The following is a 26,554-nucleotide window of genomic DNA, read 5'->3' as shown; positions in this document are numbered from 1 at the left end:
TTTCTCGCGGAGTAACTTGTGATGCTGATAATCTTGTTGACTATCAGTCTGACTCCACAAGCACCCACACGAATTGCTTGATTCAGTTGTTAAAGAGCGGTTGGTTAAGATCTTTCGTCTCAACCGAGGCGCGCATTCTACAGCAGCCTCATTTGCTGTCAAGTGATTATTTTCAGAAGCTTTCGAAGATTTCTTCAACAACTTCAACCACTTGCGCTTCCGATCTCTCGTCAGCGGGAGGCGAATTCTACAGCGTTACACGCTGCTGTCAACACCTCTTTTTCAACTACCTTTTAGCTTCGATGAACTGAAGCAACCTGCTGCCGAAACTTACATAACTCATTGTTTACCAAGGAGTTTTCCGTTTCGACTGCGCCGGAATTGGGGCGAATTATAGACGTCTGAAATCTGCCGTCAACCCTTGATTTTGCTTTTCTATCGATTACTTAAAACTGATTAAAAAACCACCAATAAAGGGCCATCAGCATCTTCTATATAGAAGATGCGACTCAGATAACACCTGCCGCCTTGAGAGCAACCACATTCGCCGCGCCCAACCCCAATACATCCTGAAGCACTTGAGCCGTGTGCTCACCCAGCAGAGGAGGCGCATTGCGGTACTCCACCGGCGTCTTGGACAACCGTATTGGACTGGCAACCTGAGGCACCATCCCCGCCAACGCATGGGGCAGCGCCATTGCCAACCCGCGCGCCTTGACCTGAGGGTCGGCGAACACCTGCGCCAGGTCATTGATCGGCCCACAAGGCACGCCCACGCGCTCCAACTGCGACACCCACTCAGCCGTCGTCTTGAACACCGTCGCCTGACGAATCAAAGGAATCAGTTCCGCCCGATTCGCCACCCGCACCTTATTAGTAGCGAAGCGCGGATCATCCGCCCACTGTGGCTGCCCAGCCACTTCGGCAAACTTACGAAACTGCCCGTCATTACCCACCGTCAGGATGAAATCACCGTCGGCGGTAGGGAAGTCCTGATAGGGCACGATATTCGGATGCGCATTACCCAGCCGCTTTGGCGACGCCCCTGTTGTCAGGTAATTCATCGCCTGGTTGGCCAGACAGGCCACCTGCACATCCAGTAACGCCATATCGATGTGCTGCCCGCCACCGTCATGATCCCGATGAGCCAGTGCCGCCAGTATCGCCACTGTAGAGTAAAGCCCCGTAAGAATGTCCGTCAGCGCCACACCCACCTTTACTGGCCCGGCACCGTCATCCCCCTCAGGGCGACCGGTCAGGCTCATGAGGCCGCCCAACCCCTGAATCATGAAGTCATAGCCCGCCCGCGCCGCGTAGGGCCCGGTCTGGCCAAAGCCCGTGATCGAGCAGTAGATCAGCTCGGGATTGATCTCCCTGAGCGACTCATAGTCCAACCCATACGCGGCAAGCCCGCCCACCTTGAAGTTTTCAATGAGGATGTCCGACTTGGCCGCCAGCTCACGCACCAACGCCTGCCCCTCCGGCCGCGTGAAATCGATCGTCACCGACTGCTTGTTGCGATTGGCTGACAGGTAGTACGCCGCCTCACTGGTATTCTCGCCATAGGCATCCTTAAGGAAGGGCGGCCCCCAGGCGCGCGTATCGTCGCCGCTGCCCGGCCGCTCAACCTTGATTACCTCAGCCCCAAGGTCCGCAAGGATCTGCCCGGACCAGGGGCCCGCCAGTACTCGCGATAGATCCAATACCCGCAGATGCGAAAGCGCGCCCATACCGTGCTCCTATTAATAGAACGCTTGAAGACCGGTTTGCGCGCGCCCCAGAATCAGAGCATGCACGTCATGAGTACCTTCATAGGTATTCACGACCTCCAGGTTGACCAGGTGGCGCGCCACGCCGAACTCGTCGGAAATACCGTTGCCGCCGAGCATGTCGCGTGCCATACGCGCGATATCCAGGGATTTGCCACAGGAGTTGCGCTTCATGATCGAGGTGATTTCAACCGCTGCCGTACCCTCATCCTTCATACGCCCCAGACGCAGGCAGCCTTGCAGGGCCAAAGTGATCTCGGTCTGCATGTCGGCCAATTTCTTCTGGATCAGTTGAGTTGCAGCCAATGGACGGCCGAATTGCTGGCGATCCAGGGTGTATTGGCGAGCGGTATGCCAGCAGAACTCAGCAGCACCCAAAGCCCCCCAAGAAATGCCATAACGCGCAGAGTTGAGACAGGTGAAAGGCCCCTTCAGACCACGCACGTCCGGAAAAATGTTCTCCTCCGGCACGAACACATTGTCCATGACGATTTCACCGGTGATAGAAGCGCGAAGCCCGACTTTGCCATGAATCGCCGGCGCACTCAGGCCCTTCCAGCCTTTCTCCAAGACAAAGCCACGGATGTCACCGGCGTCGTCCTTGCCCCACACCACAAACACATCCGCGATCGGGCTGTTGGTGATCCACATCTTCGCGCCCGTCAAGCTGTAACCGCCGTCCACTTTTCGAGCCCGGGTAATCATCGCACCTGGATCAGACCCATGATTGGGCTCGGTCAGGCCAAAACAGCCGATCCATTCCCCAGACGCCAACTTCGGCAAGTACTTCTGTTTCTGCGCCTCGGTGCCGAACTCGTTGATCGGCACCATCACCAGCGAAGACTGCACACTCATCATCGAGCGATAGCCGGAGTCGACGCGCTCCACTTCGCGCGCGATCAACCCATAACTGACGTAATTCAAGCCACTGCCGCCGTACTGCTCAGGAATCATCGCACCGAGCAAACCGGTCTCGCCCATCTCGCGAAAAATCGCAGGGTCGGTCTTTTCATGGCGAAAGGCTTCAAGCACGCGCGGCGCCAGCTTGTCCTGGGCGAACTGCTCAGCACTGTCGCGCACCATGCGCTCTTCTTCGGTGAGCTGTTGATCCAGCAGCAGTGGATCGATCCAGTTGAAGCTTGCCTTGCCAGCCATGAATAAGTCCTCGCGGGAAGAAACGAATGTCGTGGAACCAGCCTAGGCGCGACAAGCGCTCAGAGCAAACGAGGTTTCCGAATAGGGTTGTGCTAATTTCTCACTTCGAAACCGCCGAAAAGCGCGCATATGCGCTTTAGATGTGAGGACACGGTATATGCGCAGAAAAATTCCCAGTACTACCGCCTTGGTCAGTTTTGAAGCGGCGGCCCGCCACGAAAGCTTTACCAAGGCCGCACACGAGCTTTCGATCACTCAAGGCGCCATCTGTCGACAGATCGCCAGCCTTGAGGAGTTTTTGAGTGTCGAGCTGTTTCGTCGCTCACGCCGAGGGGTAAAACTGACGGAAGCCGGGCTGTCGTACAGCCGCCGCGTAGCCACGCAACTGGATGCGGTGGAGCGCGACACGCTTTCCGTCATGGGTCAGCAGGGCGCTAACACCATCGAGTTGGCCGTGGTCCCGACATTTGGTACTCAGTGGCTGATCCCTCGCCTCAAGGATTTCCAACGCCAGCATCCTGAAGTCACGGTCAACCTGACGAACCGAACACGGCCCTTCCTGTTTGCCGATACCGAATTCGACGCCGCAATCTACTTCGGCGATGCCGATTGGTCCGGTACGGAATCGCACCGCCTGATGGGAGAGAATCCTGTCCCCGTGTGCAGCCCGCGACTGCTGGGTAACAGCACGCAACTCAGCCCCCAGGAAATCGCAGAACTGCCCCTCCTGCAGCAAACGACGAGACCTTACGCGTGGCGCCAGTGGTTCAACGCCCAGCAGCTGAGCGTACCTCGCGACATGACAGGCCCCCGTTACGAGCTATTCTCGATGTTGTCTCAGGCCGCCATGCATGACATGGGGATCGCGCTGATCCCGCCGTTCCTCATTCAACGCGAACTAGAGGACGGCCAACTGGTAATCACAAACCCCGAAGCACTGAGCAGTTCTAAGGCCTATTACTTGATGATTCCTGACAGAAAGGTCGAATCCGCCTCATTACACGCATTCAGGGACTGGCTGATCGACCAGTCACACCGCTACAGCCCTTGTATTTAAAGGTCAAAACAACATTATTGACTCTGTAGTCAGCAAATTTTAAATCCTACAGATATACATATATGTCGCATTTCAAAAGACTGTATCTGTCAGGCGAAAATAGGACTCAAAGCCATGATCTATATGGCTTGCAGCGACTAATACAAGCCAATGACCGACTATTCACACCAACGATGTCAAAAGATTGCAAAAGCGCCTGTAGCCCTTTAAGCCCATGTATTTGAAGAGGTTATTTCAGCGTGTTGCGACAATCAGTCACAGGGTGACTTGTAGTTAATTTTTCGTCACCCGTCATAATCCCTTGAAGGCCGTAAAGTTCGCCTGCAAAATGCCGCGCCCCGCTGTCATTTCAGCGGGATCGTGCTGATCGGCCGCCCCAGTTGCGCCACTCGCGGTGCACTGGCCTTTTTACAAAAAGATCAAAAGCAAAAAGATCATGCAGGAGATTTGACGTGCACATTGGTGTTCCTCTCGAAACCCAGACCGGTGAAACGCGGGTGGCTGCCACCCCGGAAACCATCAAGAAGCTGATCGGCCAGGGCCATAAGGTCACTGTACAAAGCGGAGCCGGCATCAAAGCCAGCGTCGTCGACAGTGCCTATGAAACGGCAGGCGCAACCATTGGCAGTGCCAACGATGCGTATGGCGCCGAGCTGATCCTCAAGGTGGTAGCCCCCAGCGACAGCGAACTTGCGCTGATCAAAAGCGGCACCGTATTGGTGGGCATGCTCAACCCGTTCAGTAACGAAACCATCGCCAAGCTCGCCGAGCGCGGCATCACCGCCTTTGCCCTCGAAGCTGCGCCGCGGACCTCGCGCGCTCAAAGCCTCGACGTGCTGTCGTCCCAGGCCAACATTGCCGGCTATAAAGCCGTGCTGCTCGCCGCTCATCACTACCCGCGCTTCATGCCGATGCTGATGACCGCCGCAGGCACCGTGAAGGCCGCACGCGTGCTGATCCTCGGCGCCGGCGTTGCAGGCCTGCAAGCCATCGCCACCGCAAAACGCCTCGGTGCAGTGATCGAAGCGTCTGACGTACGCCCGGCCGTTAAAGAGCAGATCGAATCCCTCGGCGCCAAGTTTGTCGACGTGCCTTACGAGACCGATGAAGAGCGCGAATGCGCCGTCGGTGTCGGCGGCTACGCCCGCCCAATGCCGACCAGTTGGATGCAACGCCAGGCCCTGGCCGTGCACGAACGCGCCAAGCAGGCCGACATTGTCATTACCACCGCCCTGATTCCCGGCCGCAAAGCGCCGACCTTGCTCAGCGCCGAAACCGTCGCACAGATGAAGCCCGGCTCCGTGGTGATCGACCTTGCCGCTGCCCAAGGTGGCAACTGCCCGCTGACGGTTGCCGACCAGGTAGTCGTCGAGAACGGCGTGATCATCTGCGGCCCGACCAACCTGGCCGGCGCTGTCGCCGCCGATGCGTCAGCCTTGTACGCGCGCAACCTGCTGGACTTCCTGAAGCTGGTCTTCACCAAGGAAGGGCAGTTTGAAATCAACCTCGAAGACGACATCGTCGCCGCGTGCCTGATGTGCCGCGACGGCCAAGTCATCCGCAAAAACGCCTAAGCAGGGATTCAGACGATGGAAGAGCTTATCTCCCCCGGTATCTACAACCTGATCATCTTTGTGCTGGCGATTTATGTCGGTTACCACGTGGTCTGGAACGTAACCCCCGCGCTGCACACACCATTGATGGCGGTAACCAACGCCATTTCCGCCATCGTGATCGTCGGCGCCATGTTGGCTGCGGCCCTCACTGTCACGCCACTGGGCAAGACTATGGGCACCCTGGCCGTGGCACTCGCCGCAGTCAACGTGTTCGGCGGCTTCCTGGTCACCCGCAGAATGCTTGAGATGTTCAAGAAGAAAGCCCCGAAAGTAAAAGAAGAGGCGCCTAAGTAATGAGCATGAATCTCGTCACGACGCTCTACTTGATCGCGTCGATCTGCTTCATCCAGGCTCTCAAGGGCCTGTCGCACCCCACCACGTCGCGACGCGGCAACCTGTTCGGCATGCTCGGCATGGCGCTGGCGGTGCTCACCACCGTGGGCCTCATCTATAAGCTGGGCGCTGAGTTGGCTACCGCAGGCATTGGCTACGTAATCGTTGGCCTGCTGATCGGCGGCACCGCCGGCTCGATCATGGCCAAGCGCGTAGAAATGACCAAGATGCCTGAACTGGTAGCGTTCATGCACAGCATGATCGGCCTGGCTGCAGTGTTCATCGCGATTGCCGCGGTGGTCGAGCCGCAGTCCCTGGGCATCGTCAAACACCTGGGCGACTCGATTCCTGCCGGTAACCGCCTGGAACTGTTCCTCGGCGCGGCCATCGGTGCCATTACCTTCTCCGGTTCGGTGATCGCCTTCGGCAAATTGTCCGGCAAGTACAAGTTCCGCCTGTTCCAGGGCGCACCGGTACAGTTCGGCGGCCAGCACAAACTGAACCTTGTGCTCGGCCTCGCTACGCTGGGCCTGGGCCTGGCGTTCATGTTCACCGGCAACCTCACCGCCTTCGCGCTGATGCTGGCCCTGGCCTTCGTGCTTGGCGTGCTGATCATCATCCCGATCGGCGGCGCGGACATGCCTGTGGTCGTCTCGATGCTCAACAGCTACTCCGGCTGGGCAGCGGCGGGCATCGGTTTCTCGCTGAACAACTCGATGCTGATCATCGCCGGCTCGCTGGTGGGCTCCAGCGGCGCGATCCTGTCGTACATCATGTGCAAGGCGATGAACCGTTCCTTCTTTAATGTACTGCTCGGCGGTTTCGGCAATGCGCCGGATGCCGGTGCAGCGGCGGGCTCTAAAGAAGCACGCCCGGTCAAATCCGGCTCGGCTGACGACGCGACCTTCCTGCTGACCAACGCCGACACCGTGATCATCGTCCCGGGTTACGGCCTTGCCGTAGCACGTGCACAGCATGCGCTCAAGGAACTGACCGAGAAGCTGACCCACCACGGCGTCACCGTGAAGTACGCGATCCACCCAGTGGCCGGCCGTATGCCAGGGCACATGAACGTCCTGCTCGCCGAGGCCGAAGTGCCTTACGACCAGGTGTTCGAGATGGAAGACATCAACTCCGAGTTCGGCCAGGCCGACGTGGTGCTGGTGCTGGGCGCGAACGACGTGGTCAACCCGGCCGCCAAGAACGATCCGAATTCACCGATCGCAGGCATGCCGATTCTCGAAGCCTTCAAGGCCAAGACGATCATCGTCAACAAACGCTCAATGGCCAGCGGCTACGCCGGCTTGGACAACGAGCTGTTCTACCTGGACAAGACCATGATGGTCTTCGGTGATGCCAAGAAGGTCATCGAAGACATGGTCAAAGCCGTCGAGTAACACTGCTTCAGCGCAATACTCGAAACCCCGGCCTCCAGTAGGCTGGGGTTTTTTATTACTGCATGAAACCCGACCAAAGGCTCTAAATCGCTGCCTGGCATTCGACCATGGTAGCGGGCCGAATTTTTTTGAAATCACTAAACTGCGCACCTTGCTTCCGTAGCCTGAGATAACAATCCATGTACCGTGATCGTATCCGCTTGCCTTCGTTGTTGAACAAGGTCATGAGCGCGGCAGACGCCGCCGCACTGATCGAGGACGGCATGACCGTCGGCATGAGCGGCTTCACCCGTGCCGGTGAAGCCAAGGCCGTCCCCCACGCTCTGGCCGAACGCGCCAAGACCTCGCCGCTGAAAATCACCCTGATGACCGGCGCCAGCCTGGGAAATGACCTGGACAAGCAACTGACCGAAGCGGGCGTACTGTCGCGACGCATGCCGTTCCAGGTCGACAGCACCTTGCGCAAGGCGATCAACGCCGGCGAAGTGATGTTTATCGACCAGCACCTGTCGGAAACCGTCGAGCAACTGCGCAACAATCAGCTCAAGCTACCGGATATTGCGGTGATTGAAGCGGTCGCGATCACTGAGCAAGGCCATATTGTGCCCACCACGTCTGTGGGCAACTCGGCCAGCTTTGCGATTTTCGCCAAGCAGGTGATCGTCGAGATCAACCTGGCGCACAACCCGAACCTGGAAGGGCTGCACGACATTTATATCCCGACGTACCGGCCAACCCGTACGCCGATCCCGCTGGTGAAGGTCGATGACCGGATTGGCAGCACTGCTATTCCGATCCCACCGGAAAAGATCGCCGCCATCGTCATCACCAACCAAGCCGATTCCGCCTCGACCGTGACGCCACCCGACAGCGACACCCAAGGCATCGCCAATCATCTGATCAACTTCCTCAAGCAGGAAGTCGACGCCGGCCGCATGACCAACAAACTCGGCCCGTTGCAGGCCGGCATCGGCAATATCGCCAACGCAGTGATGTGTGGCTTGATCGAATCGCCGTTCGAAGACCTGACCATGTATTCGGAAGTGTTGCAGGATTCGACCTTCGACCTGATCGACGCGGGCAAGCTGAGCTTTGCTTCGGGCAGCTCGATCACCTTGTCAGAACGGCGCAATGCCGACGTGTTCGGCAACCTGGAAAAGTACAAGGACAAACTGGTGCTGCGCCCGCAAGAGATCTCCAACCATCCGGAAGTGGTGCGTCGCCTGGGCATCATCGGCATCAACACCGCGCTGGAGTTCGATATCTACGGCAACGTCAACTCCACCCATGTCTGCGGCACGCGGATGATGAACGGTATTGGCGGCTCCGGGGATTTCGCGCGCAATGCGCACCTGGCGATCTTTGTTACCAAATCCATTGCCAAAGGCGGGGCGATTTCCAGCGTGGTGCCGATGGTCAGCCATGTGGACCACACCGAGCATGACGTCGATATCCTGGTCACCGAAGTTGGGCTTGCCGACCTGCGTGGCCTGGCGCCACGGGAACGGGCCCGGGTGATCATCGATAACTGTGTGCACCCTGCCTATCGCGATGCCCTGAACAGTTACTTCAACGCTGCTTGCGCCGTCGGCGGGCACACGCCCCACATCCTGCGCGAAGCACTGAGCTGGCACATCAACCTGGAAGAAACCGGGCATATGCTCAAGGCGTGATTGATACAGATCCGGGCTGATGCAGAAACAGTTTCATCAGCCCGGCATCCTCAACGCCATTCCTGCAAAAAACTGTACTGCTGTACCGGTCATTTCCTACCGAAATATCCCACACATCACTACGAAAACACCAATTTCGCACCACTTCAGTGCAGATAGGTACAGTTGCCTCATTTCTGTACAGTACAGCACCCATAAACAGTTAACTGGCCCCTCACAATACAGGGGAACTGTATCTAGAGAGTCTTGCGTCGGAAGAGGATCATTGGCATCAGTTAAACCACTACCTAATCCCGCCACAAGCGGAAGGATGTCATCATGGAACGTACACTCAGTTCCGATCTGTTCTTCGAAGAAAAAGCTGTAAACACCCAGGCCTCCCTGCCTCTGCGCGTTATCGCCAACCTGATGTTGTGGCAGCGCCGCATCTCCAGCCGCCACCAATTGGCTCGTCTGGATTCGCGTCTGCTGGCTGACGCAGGCATCAGCGAAGCTCAACGCTACGAAGAGCTGAGCAAGCCGTTCTGGCGCTAATTTAGCGCTCGCTGGCCCTGACCTACCGGGTCCACCGCCAGCACCCTGATTTGTCAAAGCAAAGCCCGCCCCGGGAAATCGGAGGCGGGCTTTGTTGTTTTCGGGGCTTGGGTTTTCAACGGAAAACAGTGACACAATTCGTGGACAGGTACAGTTTAAAAAATACAACAGTTAAGCAGTACAATTTAACTCCAGTGTATCTGTATCGGTCACATCCTCTCGCTGAACATGGTGTTCCAAGACCTCATGAAAGGTGCACGCCATGGACACGCCATCCCACAGCTATAAGCGGTTGTTAAGTCGAGCCGCTTCGATCCTCGCCAAATGGCTACGCCAGGCCTATGAACGGCGCCAACTGTCTCAGCTTGATAGCCGTGAACTGTCCGACCTGGGCATCAGTCCTGGCGACCGAATGAACGAGCTGTCCAAACCGTTCTGGCGTGACTAGGCAGTCAAGACGCTTCCCGAACGGATAAACGGCGGCTTAATATCCAGTCACCACGTGGCGAACCGCGTAGTACGGGCGTCTGATCCCCAATGGCTGCCCTGCGCCACCTTATCCGTTCATCTACAGGAGTCATCCCATGTCCCGTCTTCGCCTGCTGAGTGCCGCCGCCCTGTTGGCCCTGGCTGCCAACGCCAACGCGACCAGCTTCATCGTGACCACCGACTCCATCGTCGGCGCGCTGAAGGCCACCTCCGACGCTACTTCCGATGCCACGTCGTCCCTGCGCGACAATAAAGTCGTGCGCGCCGCCCGTGACGACGCCGCCAGCTTTGTTGCTAGTGAAGGCGCCATCCGTGGCGTGAAACTGGAGAGCGCCCTGGCACAGATTCGCCAACAAGCGCCGCAGTTGAACACCGCGACTGACGCACAGTTGGCCCAGGCCATCCTGGCGATCTGAATACAGGGCTGATGCCTGGGCGCTGGCTCTCGCCCGGGCATTACGCTAGCCTTGGCGCTCGTTTTAAGTTGTCGAGTCCCATGGCTTTTTCATACCGCCTTTTAATAGTTCCACTATTGCTTTGGGGCGCCTGGTCGCCCGTGGCTTCGGCTTTCGACCTGAGCACCCAAAGCACCGTCGCCAGTGCGTACGCCACCAGCAAGGTGACGTCCGCGCCCTTCGACAGAAAAGTGGTTATGGCCGCCCAGGACGACGCGGCTGCGTTTATCGCCACTGACGGCCAATGGCGGGGCGCACGGCTGGAATCCGCGCTGGATTATCTGCGCCGCAGCCAACCAAAACTTAACGCCAGCGACCTTGAACTGGCGCAAGCAATTCTCGTCCAATAATCATCTTTGTATTCCATCTTTTTCATTGGAGTCATCTCATGCGTAGCCCGCTGATCGCCGCCGCCCTTGGCCTGCTGTTATTGGCCGACGTTGCCCAGGCACAAACCCTGGTGGCCACCAGTAACATCATTGTTCGCGCCTCTGGTCGCACCATTGATTTCACCTCGGACACCACCACCTCCATACGCGACTCCAAAGTCGTGCGCGAGGCCCACGACGACGCTGCCAGCTTCGTCGCCACCAACGGCGAGATCCGTGGCGCACGCCTGGAAGCCGCCTTCGACACCCTGCGCACACGTCTGCCGGAAGCCCGCGACGCCAGTGACCAGACCCTCGCCGAAGCTATTCTCGCACTGTGAGGCGAATTGCCGCCTGGCTCCTGGCCGGGGTTGTGCTGCTGTGTGCCAGCGCAGCCCAAGCCGGCCTGCAACTGCGACTCAAGACCGATGGCTTGAGCCCTGCTGAACTGCAGGCCAGCCAGGCGTTGCTCGACGAAGCGATGCGCGCTTTACCGCCTAGCTTCGTCGAGCAGTTGGACCGGCGCATCGATGTCGGCTGGACCGACAAGATGCCCGAGAACGCCTACGGGCAAGCCTCCCTGGTGTCCGAGCTGGACCTCAACCGCAACTTGCTCGCCAGCCTCACCGACGGCAGCGCCGCCACCCAGAAAACCAATCGCCCCCACGGCACCGTGCGCCGCGAAATGCTCGCCACCGTGCTGCATGAGCTGACCCACATTTATGACCGTGCACGCCTGTGGTCCAAAGCAGACCGCGCACTGATCAACCGCTGCAGCCGCCAGAACAATCTCACCGGCCTGATCGGCCTGCCTGATCAATGCCGGGGCCAGAATGGCCGACGCTTTACCCTCAGCGATGACCCGCGCCTGCTAGACCTTGCCGGCTGGCCGCAATACGTCGGTCGTCGTGGCGAACGCGAACAGAACAACCATCAGGTCGCGCGCAGCCCGGACATCTACGAAACCACCAGCCCCTTGGAATTCGTCGCAGTCAACATGGAGTACTTCCTGCTTGACCCGAGCTACGCCTGCCGCCGTCCCTCGCTGTTCCGTTATTACAAAGAACACTTTGGCTGGGCGCCGCCGAACCAAGAAACCTGCGCCAACACCTATGCTTTCCTGAACGCCGGCAACGATTTCGCCAAGACGCCGCTGGGCCATGTCGACCCGGAGCGCGTCTACGAAATCGACTACCTGCTGGCCGAAGCCAACCAAAACCTGGTGAGCCGCTGGGGCCACAGCATGCTGCGCCTGGTGATCTGCGCGCCAGGCCGTCCGCGTGGTCCGGATTGTCGGCTGGATCTGGACCAGCACCTGGTGTTGTCCTACCGCGCGTTTGTCGGTGACGTACAGCTGTCGAGCTGGGACGGCCTGGTCGGCAAATACCCGTCGCGCCTGTTTGTCCTGCCGTTGGCGCAAGTGATCGACGAGTACACCAAGACCGAGTTGCGCGGCCTGGCCTCCGTGCCGTTGAAACTGACCCGCCAGGAAATCAACGACACCGTCGAGCATGCCGCCGAGATGCACTGGAGCTACGACGGTAATTACTTCTTCATTTCTAACAACTGTGCGGTGGAGAGCCTGAAACTGTTACGCAGTGGCAGCGCCAACCCGCAACTGACCGGCCTGGACAACATAACCCCCAACGGTTTGCTTGAGGTATTGAGTGCTCGTGGCCTGGCCGACACCAGCGTACTGGACGACAAACGCCGGGCGTTACGCCTGGGCTATCACTTCGACTCCTTCCGCGAACGCTACCAAGCGATGTTCGATGTACTGCGCAAGCATCTGCCGATCCAGCAGACCCAGGTCGAAGACTGGCTGTCCCTCAGCGCAGAGGAGCGCCGCCAGTGGTTCGGCCAGGCAGATCTGCGCACCAGCGCCGCATTACTGCTGCTTGAACAGGCGAGTTTTCGCAAGCAGTTGATGCTGGCCCAGGACGAAGTCAAACAACGCTACCTCGGCGCCCGCGAGCTGAAAAACGGCGGCATGGAGAAAGCCAACGCTACGCTGCAACAGATCCTCGCCAACAGCGGCTTCCTCAGCCGTCCGGCAGAACTCTTGGGCAGCGGCGGCTACGGCCTGCCGCAGCCTTCGGAAGCCAAGCGCCTGGAATCGGAAAGCGCCGAGCGCCAGAAGCAACTGCAATCACTGACTGGCGAGTTGGATAAAGAGGTGAGGGCGCTGCTGGACCCTTCGCGCTCCGCCGAGATTGCCGCCTGCGAAGCCAATCTCAAGCAGGTAGGCGAGCATTTGCGGGCCTTGCACAAGGCGGCGGGCGGCCTGGAGCTGCCCTGAAACGCCGAGTAACCCTTCATCAGCCTTTCATCCAGCGAAAGCTGGCTGAAAGCTTACCCGTCTAGGATCGCCCCCACTGCCGGCAACAGACCGGCTGTTAACAACAACAATGGTGATTCCCGATGTCCGCTCGTACCCGCCTGTTCGCCCCAACTCCACCCGTACGCCTCGTGCCTTTCGTTCTGCGCTGACCCCCTCGGTTCGCCATTCCCTAGCCGCGCTACGCCTGGAGTATTCCTATGCTGACTTTCCTTGGCTTTGCCATGGTCATCACGTTCATGTTCCTGATCATGACCAAGCGCCTGTCCGCGCTGATCGCCCTGATCATTGTGCCGATCCTGTTCGCGCTGTTCGGCGGTTTCGCGCCGGAGATCGGTCCGATGATGCTCGCGGGCATCACCAAGCTCGCGCCGACCGGCGTGATGCTGATGTTCGCCATTCTCTACTTTGCCCTGATGATCGACTCCGGCCTGTTCGACCCGGCCGTGCGCAAGATCCTCAAGATGGTCAAGGGCGACCCGCTGAAAGTCTCGGTCGGCACCGCTGTGCTGGCCCTGGTGGTGTCCCTCGACGGTGACGGCGCCACCACCTACATGATCTGCGTGGCCGCCATGCTGCCGCTGTACCAGCGCATCGGCATGAGCCCGCGGATCATGGCTGGCTTGATCATCCTCGCCGGTGGCGTGATGAACATGACCCCCTGGGGTGGTCCGACCGCCCGCGCCGCCAGTGCGTTGCATGTGGACCCGTCGGACATTTTCGTACCGATGATCCCGGCAATGGCCGCCGGCGTCGTCGCAATCCTGGTGATCGCCTACATGTACGGCCTGCGCGAACGTGCACGCCTGGGTGAATTGCACCTGCAAGGCGACGAGATCGACCACAGCGAAATCAGCGTGTCGCAATTCCCGGACGCTCGTCGCCCGAAACTGATCTGGTTCAATGGCGCGCTGACGTTCGCCCTGATGTGCACGTTGATCGCCGGCCTGTTGCCGCTGCCGGTGCTGTTCATGGTGGCGTTCAGTATTGCGATGATCGTCAACTACCCGTGCCTGCAGATGCAGAAAGACCGCGTCGCCGCTCACTCCGGCAGCGTATTGGCGGTGGTGGGGCTGATCTTCGCGGCCGGTATCTTCACCGGCATCCTGTCGGGCACCGGCATGGTCGATGCCATGTCCAAGAGCCTGCTGGCCGTTATCCCTGACGCGCTGGGCCCGTACCTGGCCGTGATCACCGCGCTGGTGAGCATGCCGTTTACGTTCTTCATGTCCAACGATGCGTTCTACTACGGCGTATTGCCAGTACTCGCCGAAGCCGCCAGCCACTACGGCATCACTGCGGCAGAAATGGGACGTGCGTCGATCGTCGGCCAACCTGTGCACCTGTTGAGCCCGCTTGTACCCTCGACCTACCTGCTGGTCGCTTTGGCGGGTATCGAGTTTGGCGATCACCAGCGCTTTACCCTCAAGTGGGCAGTGCTGGTGTGCCTGTGCATAATGGTCGCCGCTTTGCTGATGGGGATTATTCCGCTGTTCAGCACTCTATAATCCAAACACCCAACCGCGCGGCGCTGCAGCTTGCGCGGTTTAACACTCGCTCAAAGGAATACACATGGAATGGCTGACCAATCCGGAAATCTGGATTGCCTTCTTCACCCTGACGGCCCTCGAGATCGTCCTGGGCATCGATAACATCATCATGATTTCGATCCTGGTCAGCCGCATGCCCAAGCATATGCAGGCGCGCACCCGGATCTTCGGCCTGGCGCTGGCCATGGTCACGCGCATTCTGTTGCTGCTGTCGATCACCTGGGTGATGCAACTGACCGCCGACCTGTTCGTGGTCTTCGGCCAAGGCATTTCCGGTCGCGACCTGATCCTGTTCTTCGGTGGCCTGTTCCTGCTGTGGAAAAGCTCCCAGGAGATGTACCACGCGCTGGAAGGTGAAGACGAAACCCACGACGAGCCGAAGGGCGCCGGTGGCAAGTTCATCTACACCATCATCCAGATCGCGATCATCGACATCGTGTTCTCCCTGGACTCGGTCATCACCGCTGTCGGCATGGTGTCCCACGTTCCGGTCATGGTCGCGGCGATTGTCGTGGCGGTATTGGTGATGATGTTGGCTGCTGGCACCATCAGCGAGTTCATCGACAAGCACCCGTCGCTGAAAATGCTGGCGCTGTCGTTCCTGCTGGTCGTGGGTACCGTGCTGATCGCGGAATCCTTCGATGTGCACGTGCCAAAAGGCTACGTCTACTTCGCCATGGCGTTCTCGCTGGCGGTGGAAGCGGTGAACATCAAGATGCGCACCGCCATCGCGAAAAAGAAAAAACAGCAGGATCCGGTGAAACTGCGCAAAGACATTCCGGGTCAATAAACCCGAGCCAGACAAAAAGGGGCTTTTTAAGCCCCTTTTTTGCATCCACAAAAAGTTGATTTCATGACAGTTTTGTTTCAATCCCCACTTTAGCTATGCGATGCTGGCGCAGAGCCCATTCGCCAACTACAGCTTAAGTACAAGACGTAGAGCGGCACGCGGCAACTTTCCTTCGCTCACTTTAGAGCGCACCCACACGGGGGGCCGAGCATGCTGACCTTGCTCAATCTGCTTTCCGCCGTGACCCTGCTTATCTGGGGCACGCACATCGTCCGTACCGGCATCCTGCGGGTCTACGGTTCCAACTTGCGCCAAGTCATCGGGCAGAACATGTCCAAGCGCTGGCTGGCGTTTATCGCCGGTATCCTGGTGACGGCCATGGTGCAGAGCAGCAACGCCACGGCGATGCTGGTGACCTCCTTCGTCGGCCAGGGCCTCATGGGCCTGATGCCCGCCCTGGCGACCATGCTCGGCGCCGATGTCGGTACTGCGTTGATGGCGCGGGTGCTGACGTTCGATTTGTCCTGGCTGTCGCCGCTGCTGATTTTTCTTGGGGTGATTTTCTTCCTGTCGCGCAAGCAAACGCGGGCAGGGCAGTTGGGACGCGTGGGGATCGGCCTCGGGCTGATCATCCTTGCGCTGCAACTGATCGTGGAAGCCGCCGGCCCCATCACCCACGCCCAAGGCGTGAAAGTGTTGTTCGCATCGTTGACCGGCGACATCTTGCTCGACGCCCTGGTCGGCGCCTTGTTCGCGATGATTTCCTACTCCAGCCTGGCCGCCGTCCTACTGACCGCGACTCTGGCCGGCGCAGGCGTGATCGGCTTGCATGTCGCGATCGGCCTGGTGATCGGCGCCAACATCGGCAGCGGCGTGCTGGCCTTCCTCAGTACCAGCATGCAGAACGCGGCCGGGCGCCAGGTCGCGCTGGGCAGCCTGCTGTACAAATTGATCGGCCTGTTGCTGATCATTCCTGTGCTGGACCCGCTGGTGCTGTGGATGGATGGCTTGGACTACAGCGCCCAAGGCATGGTCATCACCTTCCACCTGCTTTACAACGTGAGCCGTTGCCTGATCCTGTTGCCCACCATCGGCCCGATGGCAAAACTGTGCGCCTGGCTGCTGCCCGAGCGTGAAGAGGTCAACGGCAAAGCCAAGCCGCGCCATCTGGACCTGACGGCACTCAGCACCCCAAGCCTGGCCCTGGCCAACGCCGCCCGTGAAACCCTGCGCCTGGGCGACCTGATCGACAACATGCTGACCGCCATGCAGGAAGTGCTGCGCGGCAAACAGACCGCCATCACCCAGGAAATGCGCAGCCTCAGCGACGACGTCGAATCGCTGTACAGCGCGATCAAGCTCTACCTGGCGCAAATGCCCCGCGAAGACCTCAGTGAGCAGGACAGCCGGCGCTGGGCCGAAATCATCGAGCTGTCGATCAACCTGAAACTGGCCGGCGACCTGATCGAACGCATGCTGCGCAAAGTTCAGCAGCAGAAAACTTCCCAGCGTCGCCAGTTTTCGGAAGTGGGCCTGGAAGAACTCACTGGCCTGCACAGTCAGTTGATCGCCAACCTGCGCCTGGGCCTGTCGGTGTTCCTCAGCGCCGACCCGGAAAGTGCCCGCCAGTTGCTGCGCGAAAAACGCCGATTCCGCGCCCAGGAACGCCGCCTGGCCCACGCGCACGTGAGTCGCCTGCAGAGAAAAATCGTACAGAGTCTGGAGACCAGCTCCCTACACCTGGAGCTGATTGCGGACATGAAACGCCTCAACTCGTTGTTTTGCAGCAGTGCTTATGTAGTGTTGGAAACATCCGACACCGGCGCGCTCTCCGCCGAAGATATTGCCGACATCACACATTCGCCCTGAACGTACTATGGCCCGCGAAGTCAGTTAAAACTGACCTCACTCGCCAGGAAGCTTGTTATGCGTCGCCTGTTGTTCGCCTGTCTGCTCATGGGCTCTGCCCATGCCTTTGCCTTTGACCGCCTGCAAGTCGAGGGCTACACCTTGCCCAATGGCCTGCAATTGCTGCTCAAGCCGGGCACCGAACGCGGGCATGTGGCGATCCGCCTGGTGGTGGGCGTGGGTCTGGATGACTTCAGTTGCGAGGACAAAGAGCTGCCGCACCTGCTGGAACACTTGCTGTTCAGCGGCATCGACGGCGGTGGAGAAGGTGAGCTGGAAGACCGCATGCAAGCCCTGGGCGGCGAGTGGAACGCCTATACCAGCAACGCCGACACCACCTTCGTGATCGAGGCGCCCGCGCAAAACCAGCGCAAGGTGCTGGACCTGCTGCTGGCGATCCTCACCCGCACCGAATTGACCGACGCCAATATCAACGCCGCCAAGCGGGTGGTGGAGCGCGAAGACGGCGGCCACTACTCACACCTGCAACGCCTGCTGGACCGCCAGGATCTAGGCCACACCGCCAGCAATCAACTGGCCGTCGAGCTGGGCCTCAAATGCGCCGAACGCGCCGAGGTCGACCATCTGACTCGCGACCAGTTGGAGAACCTGCGCAAAAACTGGTACGCGCCCAACAACATGACCCTGATCATCGTCGGTGACCTCGACAAATTGCTGCCGGCCTATCTGGAACGTACCTATGGCCAGCTCGACCCGGTCGAACCCACGGAACACCCGGCACTCCCGGAAATCCAGCATGCCGCCGCCGCCCACCGCGAACTGATCCACGGCTGGGTCGGCGATAGCGCCAAACTGCACTGGATGCTCCCTGAGCCAGTACTGGACGACGGGCATGATGAAACCTACGACCTGCTCAAGGACTACCTCGACTGGGCGTTGTACCGCCAACTGCGCCTCAAGCACGGCTTGTCCTACGGCCCGTGGAGCGAACGCGAAGTGCTCGGCGGCGTCGGCTTCCTCAGCCTGAATGCCGACCTTGAGCGGGAAAACCTCCCCGAAGCCGAACAGGTGCTCCAGGACCTCAGGGCGCAGCTGCTCAAAGACGGTCTCGACCCGGCGGTATTCGCCCGCCTGCAACAGGCCGCCGTCGCCCGTCAGGCCTGGGCCGTGCAGGGCAACAGTGCACTGGCCGACTATTACTGGAGCGCTTCCGGCGATTACAACAACGGCCACTTCAGCGACCCGGTCAAACGCATCAAGGCCGTGAGTCTGGACCAGACCAACCAGGCCATGCGCCAAGTGTTCAAGCAACCCGGCTACTGGCGTATCGAGAAGCCGCTGCTCAGTTACGACCTGCTGAGCTGGATCGGCGCCGGTGTCCTAGGGCTGATCGCCTTTGTGTTGATCGGCGTACGGCTTTATCGCAAACGGATCGCGTAATGACGCAACGGACGACGGACTAAGACGTTATTCTGTCTAGGATTTTTTCCTAAAAAGACTGCGAACCGCCAGATGCCAAACCTGACCCACGTAATCCAGCGCATTCTCGAGCTGATGAAGCGCTACCCAGGGGTGATTGCACTCGGCGGCTTCATCTCGGGTGTGGGCAGCTTCATCCTGGTGGACCGCCAACAGGGCATGGCCAGTTGGATCGCAGTGATCATGCTGGTGAGCTGGCTGTGGCTGATGCTGGAAAACAGCTTCACCCAGCTGTTCACCAAGGTCTTCAAGCGCGAAATCCCCGAACCGCTACTGCGCTATGCAACCCAGATGATCCATCAGGAAAGTCTGTTTTTTGTGCTGCCGTTCTTTTTCATCACCACCGCCTGGAACAGCGGCCAATCGATTTTTACCGGCCTGCTCGGCGCGGCGGCGCTGGTGTCGATTGTCGACCCGCTGTACTACAAATGGTTGGCGCCCAAACGTTCACTGTTCCTCGCGCTGCACACCTTCACACTGTTCGCCGCGCTGCTCACCGCGCTGCCGATCATCCTGCACCTGACCACGGCCGAGAGTTACAAGCTGGCCCTCGGCGTGGCCATGGCGTTGTCGATTCCGAGCCTGGCCGTCAGCATGCCGCTACGCAGCCTTAAAGGCTGGGCGATGTTGCTCGGGGTCACGGCCGCCATTGGTTGCGCCGGATGGTTCCTGCGCAGTTGGGTGCCACCGGCCACCTTGTGGATGACTGAAGTGGCCATCAGCACACAGTTGCAAGACCGCACGCCGGGCGACGACCTCAAGGAAGTCACCGCCGCCCAACTGCGCAGCGGCGGGCTGTATGCCTACACCGCGATCAACGCGCCGCGCGGGTTGGATGAGCGCATCTACCATGTGTGGCAATTCAACGGCAAAGAGGTCGACCGCATCGCCTTGGATATCCATGGCGGACGCAAAGAGGGCTACCGCGCCTGGACCCACAAGCAGAACTTCCCCGGCGACGCCGTGGGTCGCTGGCAAGTACGCGTGCTGACTGAAGACGGGCAGGTAATCGGCGTGCTGCGCTTCAAAGTGACGGACTCAGCACAAACGGACAACCCAAAGTAGGCAGGTTCGTGCTATTACGTAGGAATTGTGGATAGCCAAACAAGCTCGGAGCTTATGACCCCCCCTACGACGGCCGGTGCAGCCCACCTCGATACGTCCACCACCCCGCCACAGCTGAGGATTACGGGGGACTGGACGCTTGCCCACTATGCCAACCTAAAGAAGCTGTCGGACAAGCTCGACGGCCAATACGACGCCGGCGCGCGCATCGATCTCAACGGCCTCGGTGCCCTGGATACTGCCGGCGCGTCGTTGCTGGTGGAGTTGCTGGGGCCAAGCCGCATCGAGCAATCCGCCGAACAGACCGACTGCAGCCTCTCTGCCGCCGACCGCGCCCTGCTCAAGACCGTCTACCGCTCCCTGAATGACTTTTGCGTACCGGACAAAGCACCGGAAGAAGCCGCTGGCATTCAGGTGCTGGCGCGCATTGGCCGGGCGGTGGACACCGTCTGGCAGGACAGCAAGAAACTGCTGGGTTTTATCGGCCTGATTCTCGAAACCTTCGCCCGTGGCATTTTCCGTCCCAAGCGCTGGCGCATCACGCCCATGGTCGCGCATCTGGAACAGGTCGGCCTCGACGCCGCGCCCATCGTGGCCCTGCTGACCTTTTTGGTGGGTGCCGTAGTGGCATTCCTCGGCGCCACCGTGCTCAAGAGTTTTGGCGCGACTATTTTCACCGTCGACCTGGTGGCGTTCTCTTTCCTGCGGGAGTTCGGCGTGTTGCTGACGGCGATCCTGATCGCCGGTCGCACCGCCAGTGCCTTTACCGCCCAGATCGGCTCGATGAAGGCCAACGAAGAAATCGACGCAATCCGCACCCTGGGCCTGGACCCGATGGAGTTGCTGGTGCTGCCTCGCGTACTGGCGCTGCTGGTGGCATTGCCGATGCTGACCTTCCTGGCGATGCTCTCGGGGATTGTCGGCGGCGGCGTGGTCTGCGCCGTGGCCCTGGATATTTCGCCGGCAATGTTCCTGTCGCTGCTGCAATCGGACATTGGCGTCCAGCACTTCCTGGTGGGCATGGTGAAAGCGCCGGTTTTTGCGTTCCTGATTGCCGCCATTGGCTGCTTGGAGGGCTTCAAGGTCAGCGGCAGTGCCGAGTCGGTCGGTGCCCACACCACCTCCAGCGTGGTGCAATCGATCTTTGTGGTGATCGTGCTGGATGCGGTCGCCGCGCTGTTCTTCATGGAGATGGGCTGGTGAGTCGTCTACACCGAGCGCCCGCCGAGGCGGTGATTGAAGTGCGCGGCCTGTGCAATCGCTTTGGCAGTCAGAGCGTGCACGAGAACCTCGACCTGGATTTGTACAAAGGCGAGATCCTCGCGGTGGTCGGCGGCTCCGGCAGCGGCAAGTCGGTGCTGCTGCGCAGTATCGTCGGCCTGCGTCGACCCAGCGAAGGCGAAGTGCGGGTGTTCGGCAAGAACCTGCCGAGCCTGCCGGAACATGAGCGTTCCCTGGTGGAACGGCGCTTCGGCGTGCTGTTCCAGAAGGGCGCGCTGTTTTCTTCGCTGACCGTGACCGAAAACGTCGCGCTGCCGTTGATCGAACATGCCGGCCTCAGCCGCCGCGACGCCGAGCACTTGGCCGCGGTGAAACTCGCCCTGGCCGGGTTGCCATTGTCGGCGGCCGACAAGTACCCGGCTTCACTGTCCGGCGGCATGATCAAGCGCGCCGCCCTGGCCCGCGCGCTGGCGTTGGACCCGGACATCCTGTTCCTCGACGAACCCACCGCCGGGCTCGACCCGATCGGCGCGGCGCAATTCGACCAACTGATCCTGACCCTGCGCGATGCGCTGGGCCTGAGTGTGTTTCTGGTCACCCACGACCTGGACACGCTGTACACCATCACCGACCGCGTGGCGGTGCTGGCGCAGAAGAAAGTGCTGGTGGCCGATGCCATCGATGTTGTCTCGGAAACGGACGACGCATGGATCCACGAATATTTCCACGGCCCCCGTGGCCGCGCGGCATTGGATGCCGCTCAATCGCTTAACGAGGTATGACATGGAAACCCGAGCCCATCATGTGATGATCGGTCTGTTCAGCGTGATCGTGGTGGTCGGCGCGATGCTGTTCGGCCTGTGGCTGGCCAAGTCCAGCGTCGACAGCGCCTTTCAGGACTACGAAGTGATCTTCAACGAAGCCGTCAGTGGCTTGTCCCAGGGCAGTTCGGTGCAGTACAGCGGAATCAAGGTGGGCGATGTCATCAGCCTGAGCCTGGACCCCAAGGATCCGCGCCGCGTCCTGGCACGTATCCGCCTGGCCGGGCAGACGCCGGTCAAGGAAGACACCCAGGCGAAGCTGGCCCTGACCGGCATCACGGGTACCTCGATCATCCAGCTCAGTGGCGGCACCCCGCAGAGTCCGGAACTCAAGGGCAAGGACGGTAACCTGCCACAGATCATCGCCTCACCATCGCCCATTGCGCGCCTGCTGAACAATAGCAACGACCTGATGACCAGCATCAACCTGCTGCTGCACAACGCCAACCACATGTTCTCCCGCGAGAACGTAGAGCGCCTGAGCAACACCCTGGAAAACCTGCAACAAACCACCGGCGCCATCGCCGACCAGCGCGGCGATATCAAGGTGGTGATGCAGCAACTGATGCAGGTGAGCAAACAAGCGAGCGCCGCCCTGGAGCAGACCACTGTGCTGATGCGCAACGCCAACGGTTTGCTCAACGAACAAGGCAAGCAGGTCTTCGGCAGTGCCGAACAGGCCATGAAATCCCTTGAACAAAGCACCGCGACCATCAACACCTTGCTGACAGACAACAAGGACTCGGTGAACAGCGGCATGCAAGGCCTCAATGAACTGGCGCCGGCCGTGCGCGAACTGCGCGAAACCCTCGGTTCGCTACGCGCCATCTCCCGCCGCCTGGAAGCCAACCCCAGCGGTTACCTGCTGGGCAGCGACAAGAACAAGGAGTTCACGCCATGAAGCGTGCTTACCAAATGATCGCCCCTGTGGCCTTGGCGCTGGTGAGCGCGTGCTCGATCCTGCCCAAGGCCGACCCTTCGGATGTGTATCGCCTGTCCTCGGCCCAGACAGTCAGCCAGGCCACGCCGGTCAGTTGGTCGCTGCGTGTGAACAAGCCGCAGACCAGCGAATTTCTCGACAGCCCGCGCATCGCCGTGGTGCCCAATGGCGACCTGATCAGCAGTTATGCCAACTCGCGCTGGAGCGACCCGTCGCCGGTGCTGCTGCGCAACCGCTTCATGGACGGCTTCCAGCGCGATGGCCGGGTGACGCTGCTGAGTACCGACGACACCAACCTGCAGTCCGACTATGAGCTGGGCGGGCAATTGCAGGCGTTCCAGAGTGAATACCACGGCAGTGCGGTGGAGGTGGTGATTCGCCTGGATGCGCGGTTGGTGCGCGGCAGTGACCAGCGAATTGTTGCCAGCCGACGGTTTGAGGTGCGGCAGCCGGTGAGCGACACCAAGGTGCCAGCGGTGGTGGCCGGGTTTGGGCAGGCGGGGGATCAGTTGAATAAGCAGGTGGTGGATTGGGTGGTGGCGCAGGGCAATAGTGCACCGAAACGCTGAGGGCCTCTTCGCGAGCAAGCCCGCTCCCACATTTGACCGTGTTCATCCTGACGAAACGCGGTCGAATGTGGGAGCGGGCTTGCTCGCGAAAGCGGTATAAGCCTCAGCCAAAGAACCAGTAGCACACCGCAATAGCAGCAACGACACCGGCCAACTCCGCCAGCAACGCACACCCCACCGCATGCCTGGCGCGCTGGATACCCACCGACCCAAAGTACACCGCCAACACATAGAAGGTGGTCTCGGTACTGCCCTGAATCGTCGCCGCCACCAGCGCCGGGAAGCTGTCTACACCTTGAGTCTGCATGGTCTCGATCAACATCGCCCGCGCAGCGCTGCCGGAAAACGGCTTGACCATCGCAGTCGGCAAGGCATCGACAAAGCGTGTGTCCATACCGGTCCAGGCGACCACATGGCGAATGCCTTCCAGGCCGAAATCCAGGGCGCCCGAAGCGCGCAACACACCCACGGCACACAGCATCGCCACCAGGTAGGGCAGCAGGTTCTTGGCCACGTCGAAGCCTTCTTTTGCGCCTTCGACAAATGCCTCGTAGACCTTGACCTTGCGCAACGCGCCGATCACCAGAAACAGCATGATCAACCCGAACAACGTGAGGTTGCCGAGGATCGACGACAAGCCAGCCAGCGCCGTCGCGGAAAGGGTCGCCAGCAATGCCATGAAGCCGCCCAACACCAGTGCGCCCGGAATCAGATAGGCCAGCACCACCGGGTCCCACAGCCGCAGGCGCTGCATGATCGCCACCGAGAGCAGGCCGACCAGGGTTGAGGCGCTGGTCGCCAGCAGGATCGGCAGAAACACCAGCGTCGGGTCCGCCGCGCCTTGCTGGGCGCGGTACATGAAGATGGTCACCGGCAGTAGCGTCAGCGACGACGCGTTGAGCACCAGGAACAGGATCTGCGCATTACTCGCGGTGTTGGGGATGGGGTTGAGTTCCTGCAGCGCCTTCATCGCTTTCAAGCCGATAGGCGTCGCCGCGTTATCCAAGCCCAGGCCGTTGGCGGCGAAGTTGAGGGTGATCAAACCGATCGCGGGGTGGCCGGCAGGCACTTCCGGCATCAGGCGGCGAAACAGCGGGCCAAGGGCCTTGGCCAGCCAATCGACAATTCCGGCCTTCTCGGCGATGCGCAAGAAACCCAGCCACAGGGTCAGGGTGCCGAACAGCAGCACCATCACTTCCACCGACAGTTTGGCCATGGCGAAAATGCTTTCGACCATTGCCGCGAAAATTCCGGCGTTACCGCCGACCAGCCATTGCGCCAGTGCCGACACCATTGCCACGACAAAGAAGCCAAGCCACAGGCCATTGAGCATCAGTTGAATCCCCCGAAGAATGGAGCGAATGATAGCGGGGCTGGCAGAAACGACAAACCCCGGAATTATCCGGGGTTTGTCTTAGAGCTGTAGTGCTATCAGCTGCGGGTCGCTTGGGCGGCCGGCGCGGCTTCCTTGCTGCGCCAGTGCGGCAGCGAGTTCCAGTAGCGCTCGCCCTTGGCGTCGTCGTACATACCTTCCCAACGGGAGATGACCAATACGGCCAGGGCGTTGCCGATCACGTTCAAGGCGGTACGCGCCATGTCCATGATGCGGTCGACACCGGCGATGAACGCCAGGCCTTCCAGCGGAATGCCCACGCTGCCCAGGGTCGCCAGCAGCACCACGAAGGACACGCCCGGCACACCAGCGATGCCTTTGGAGGTGACCATCAGGGTCAGGACCAGCATCAACTGTTGGCCAACCGACAGGTCGATGCCATACAGCTGGGCAATAAAGATTGCCGCGATGCTCTGGTAAAGGGTCGAACCGTCGAGGTTAAACGAGTAACCGGTCGGCACAACGAAGCTGCAGATGGCTTTCGGCGCGCCGTAGGCTTCCATCTTCTCGATCACGCGCGGCAGCACGGTTTCGGAGCTGGCGGTGGAGTAGGCCAGGACCAGCTCATCCTTGAAGATACGGATCAGCTTGAGGATCGAGAAACCAAACAGGCGAGCGATCAGGCCCAGTACTGCAAAGGCAAAGAACAGGATGGCGACGTAAACCAGGATCACCAGCTTGGCCAGCGGCAGCAAGGAGGCGAAGCCGAAGTTGGCGACGGTCACGGCGATCAGTGCGAATACGCCGATCGGGGCGTACTTCATGATCATGTGGGTGACTTTGAACATGCTCTCGGACACGCCCTGGAACATGGTCACCAGTGGCTCGCGCAGCTCAGGCTTGAGGCTCGACAAGCCCAGGCCGAACAGCACCGAGAAGAAGATGATCGGCAGCATTTCGCCACGGGCAACAGCGGCGAAGATGTTCGACGGGATCAGGTTGAGGATGGTCTCGATGAACGCATGCTCATGCTGCACTTCGGCGGCGGTGGCGGTGTACTTGGAGATGTCGACGGTACCCAGGGTACTCATGTCGATGCCGGCGCCGGGGTGGAACAGGTTGGCCAGCAGCAGGCCGACCACGATGGCGATAGTGGTGACGATTTCGAAGTAAAGGATGGTTTTGACGCCGATACGCCCGAGCTTCTTCGCATCACCGACACCGGCAATGCCGACGATCAGCGAGGAGATCACAATCGGGATCACGATCATCTTGATCAGGCGGATAAAGATATCGCCCGCTGGCTGCAACACATTGCTGATCCACCAGGCCTTTTCAGCACTGAAATGGTTGAGCACTGCACCGATTGCGATCCCCAGCACCAAACCGATGAGGATCTGCCAGGCGAGGCTTAGCTTTGCCTTCTTCATGTCATTACCCTTACTTCAAGTGAACTTAAGGCAAATGCGCCAGCTGCAACGCTCGAGAGCGAAAAAGTGTGTGCATCTGCCTCCATGGAAGGTCACCGCAGCGTGGCCGAAATGGCTTACTGGCAGGCGAAAAAAGGCGCAACTATTCCCATGCAAGGGAGCGACGTCTAATGCCGTAAACGCCTACCCTATGCCGAATCGGCATGGCTTTTTTTCATAATAACTGTCCGAACGGTCAGTTCAAATGTGACATTTTGTCCGACATACATGCCGTGAACCGGCCAAACCCGGCTCGCTCAGAGA

24 protein-coding genes are annotated in these 26,554 nt (G+C 59.8%); 20 read left to right on the top strand and 4 right to left on the bottom strand.

Translation table 11 applies throughout. The features are described from left to right. Positions 1–509: 509 nt before the first annotated feature. Complete coding sequence (locus U367_RS0122305) at positions 510–1,730, bottom strand: CaiB/BaiF CoA transferase family protein (RefSeq protein WP_028618677.1); 1,221 nt, start codon at positions 1,728–1,730, stop codon at positions 510–512. 12 nt (positions 1,731–1,742) lie between these two features. Then, complete coding sequence (locus U367_RS0122300; protein WP_003187423.1) at positions 1,743–2,924, bottom strand: acyl-CoA dehydrogenase; 1,182 nt, start codon at positions 2,922–2,924, stop codon at positions 1,743–1,745. A 157-nt stretch (positions 2,925–3,081) separates the two neighbouring features. Between U367_RS0122300 and U367_RS0122295 the strand changes: the two genes are divergently transcribed. The 20 genes from U367_RS0122295 (at position 3,082) to U367_RS0122200 (ending at position 23,488) form a co-directional block, all read left to right on the top strand. Continuing rightward, positions 3,082–3,981 (top strand): LysR family transcriptional regulator, encoded by a 900-nt coding sequence (locus U367_RS0122295; protein ID WP_028618676.1) that lies wholly within the window; start codon positions 3,082–3,084, stop codon positions 3,979–3,981. A 452-nt stretch (positions 3,982–4,433) separates the two neighbouring features. Next, positions 4,434–5,555: a Re/Si-specific NAD(P)(+) transhydrogenase subunit alpha gene (locus U367_RS0122290; protein WP_028618675.1), complete on the top strand. Its 1,122-nt coding sequence runs from the start codon at positions 4,434–4,436 to the stop codon at positions 5,553–5,555. 15 nt (positions 5,556–5,570) lie between these two features. Then, positions 5,571–5,891 carry an NAD(P) transhydrogenase subunit alpha gene (locus U367_RS0122285; RefSeq protein WP_003187417.1) on the top strand — a complete coding sequence of 107 codons (321 nt, stop codon included), beginning with the start codon at positions 5,571–5,573 and terminating at the stop codon, positions 5,889–5,891. Continuing rightward, positions 5,891–7,327 carry an NAD(P)(+) transhydrogenase (Re/Si-specific) subunit beta gene (locus U367_RS0122280; RefSeq protein WP_028618674.1) on the top strand — a complete coding sequence of 479 codons (1,437 nt, stop codon included), beginning with the start codon at positions 5,891–5,893 and terminating at the stop codon, positions 7,325–7,327. Before U367_RS0122285 ends, U367_RS0122280 begins: the two co-directional genes overlap by 1 nt. A 179-nt stretch (positions 7,328–7,506) precedes the next feature. Next, on the top strand, positions 7,507–9,000 hold the full coding sequence (locus U367_RS0122275; protein ID WP_028618673.1) for an acetyl-CoA hydrolase/transferase family protein: 1,494 nt from the start codon (positions 7,507–7,509) through the stop codon (positions 8,998–9,000). Between the two features lie 318 nt (positions 9,001–9,318). Further along, positions 9,319–9,534: a DUF1127 domain-containing protein gene (locus U367_RS0122270; RefSeq protein ID WP_010168694.1), complete on the top strand. Its 216-nt coding sequence runs from the start codon at positions 9,319–9,321 to the stop codon at positions 9,532–9,534. Between the two features lie 262 nt (positions 9,535–9,796). Next, entirely contained in the window at positions 9,797–9,982 is a 186-nt protein-coding gene (locus U367_RS0122265) for a DUF1127 domain-containing protein (RefSeq protein ID WP_028618672.1), read from the top strand. A gap of 136 nt (positions 9,983–10,118) precedes the next feature. Further along, complete coding sequence (locus U367_RS0122260) at positions 10,119–10,439, top strand: DUF2388 domain-containing protein (RefSeq protein WP_028618671.1); 321 nt, start codon at positions 10,119–10,121, stop codon at positions 10,437–10,439. An 80-nt stretch (positions 10,440–10,519) separates the two neighbouring features. After that, entirely contained in the window at positions 10,520–10,828 is a 309-nt protein-coding gene (locus U367_RS0122255; RefSeq protein WP_028618670.1) for a DUF2388 domain-containing protein, read from the top strand. 38 nt (positions 10,829–10,866) lie between these two features. Then, positions 10,867–11,187, top strand: a complete 321-nt coding sequence (locus tag U367_RS0122250) for a DUF2388 domain-containing protein (protein ID WP_028618669.1) — start codon at positions 10,867–10,869, stop codon at positions 11,185–11,187. Continuing rightward, on the top strand, positions 11,184–13,145 hold the full coding sequence (locus tag U367_RS0122245; protein WP_028618668.1) for a DUF7844 domain-containing protein: 1,962 nt from the start codon (positions 11,184–11,186) through the stop codon (positions 13,143–13,145). The genes U367_RS0122250 and U367_RS0122245 overlap by 4 nt, the downstream gene beginning before the upstream one ends. 239 nt (positions 13,146–13,384) lie before the next feature. Beyond that, positions 13,385–14,692, top strand: coding sequence for a CitMHS family transporter (locus U367_RS0122240; RefSeq protein ID WP_028618667.1), 1,308 nt, complete (start codon positions 13,385–13,387; stop codon positions 14,690–14,692). Positions 14,693–14,756: 64 nt separating this feature from the next. Further along, positions 14,757–15,524 (top strand): TerC family protein, encoded by a 768-nt coding sequence (locus tag U367_RS0122235; protein WP_014716354.1) that lies wholly within the window; start codon positions 14,757–14,759, stop codon positions 15,522–15,524. A 210-nt stretch (positions 15,525–15,734) separates the two neighbouring features. Continuing rightward, positions 15,735–17,393, top strand: a complete 1,659-nt coding sequence (locus U367_RS0122230; RefSeq protein ID WP_016978808.1) for a Na/Pi cotransporter family protein — start codon at positions 15,735–15,737, stop codon at positions 17,391–17,393. A 57-nt stretch (positions 17,394–17,450) separates the two neighbouring features. Beyond that, entirely contained in the window at positions 17,451–18,833 is a 1,383-nt protein-coding gene (locus U367_RS0122225; protein ID WP_028618666.1) for a M16 family metallopeptidase, read from the top strand. Positions 18,834–18,905: 72 nt separating this feature from the next. Next, entirely contained in the window at positions 18,906–19,937 is a 1,032-nt protein-coding gene (locus U367_RS0122220) for a DUF5924 family protein (RefSeq protein ID WP_028618665.1), read from the top strand. Between the two features lie 54 nt (positions 19,938–19,991). Next, positions 19,992–21,140, top strand: a complete 1,149-nt coding sequence (locus U367_RS0122215) for an ABC transporter permease (RefSeq protein ID WP_028618664.1) — start codon at positions 19,992–19,994, stop codon at positions 21,138–21,140. Further along, on the top strand, positions 21,137–21,940 hold the full coding sequence (locus U367_RS0122210) for an ABC transporter ATP-binding protein (RefSeq protein WP_028618663.1): 804 nt from the start codon (positions 21,137–21,139) through the stop codon (positions 21,938–21,940). Before U367_RS0122215 ends, U367_RS0122210 begins: the two co-directional genes overlap by 4 nt. Position 21,941: 1 nt before the next feature. Next, the gene (locus U367_RS0122205) at positions 21,942–22,880 is read left to right on the top strand and encodes an MlaD family protein (protein WP_028618662.1); all 939 of its coding nucleotides are present in this window, start codon (positions 21,942–21,944) and stop codon (positions 22,878–22,880) included. Further along, complete coding sequence (locus U367_RS0122200; RefSeq protein ID WP_028618661.1) at positions 22,877–23,488, top strand: ABC-type transport auxiliary lipoprotein family protein; 612 nt, start codon at positions 22,877–22,879, stop codon at positions 23,486–23,488. Before U367_RS0122205 ends, U367_RS0122200 begins: the two co-directional genes overlap by 4 nt. Positions 23,489–23,591: 103 nt before the next feature. On the opposite strand, the gene U367_RS0122195 is transcribed toward U367_RS0122200, so the two are convergent. After that, on the bottom strand, positions 23,592–24,821 hold the full coding sequence (locus U367_RS0122195; RefSeq protein WP_016978801.1) for a nucleoside recognition domain-containing protein: 1,230 nt from the start codon (positions 24,819–24,821) through the stop codon (positions 23,592–23,594). A gap of 98 nt (positions 24,822–24,919) precedes the next feature. Next, the gene (gene gltP / locus U367_RS0122190) at positions 24,920–26,251 is read right to left on the bottom strand and encodes a glutamate/aspartate:proton symporter GltP (protein ID WP_028618660.1); all 1,332 of its coding nucleotides are present in this window, start codon (positions 26,249–26,251) and stop codon (positions 24,920–24,922) included. Between the last annotated feature and the right edge of the window lie 303 nt (positions 26,252–26,554).

This window comes from Pseudomonas canadensis (genome assembly GCF_000503215.1).
Taxonomy (GTDB): domain Bacteria; phylum Pseudomonadota; class Gammaproteobacteria; order Pseudomonadales; family Pseudomonadaceae; genus Aquipseudomonas; species Aquipseudomonas canadensis.
The sequence above is the reverse complement of the archived record's forward strand: the minus strand, read 5'-3'. Positions and strand labels throughout refer to the sequence as shown.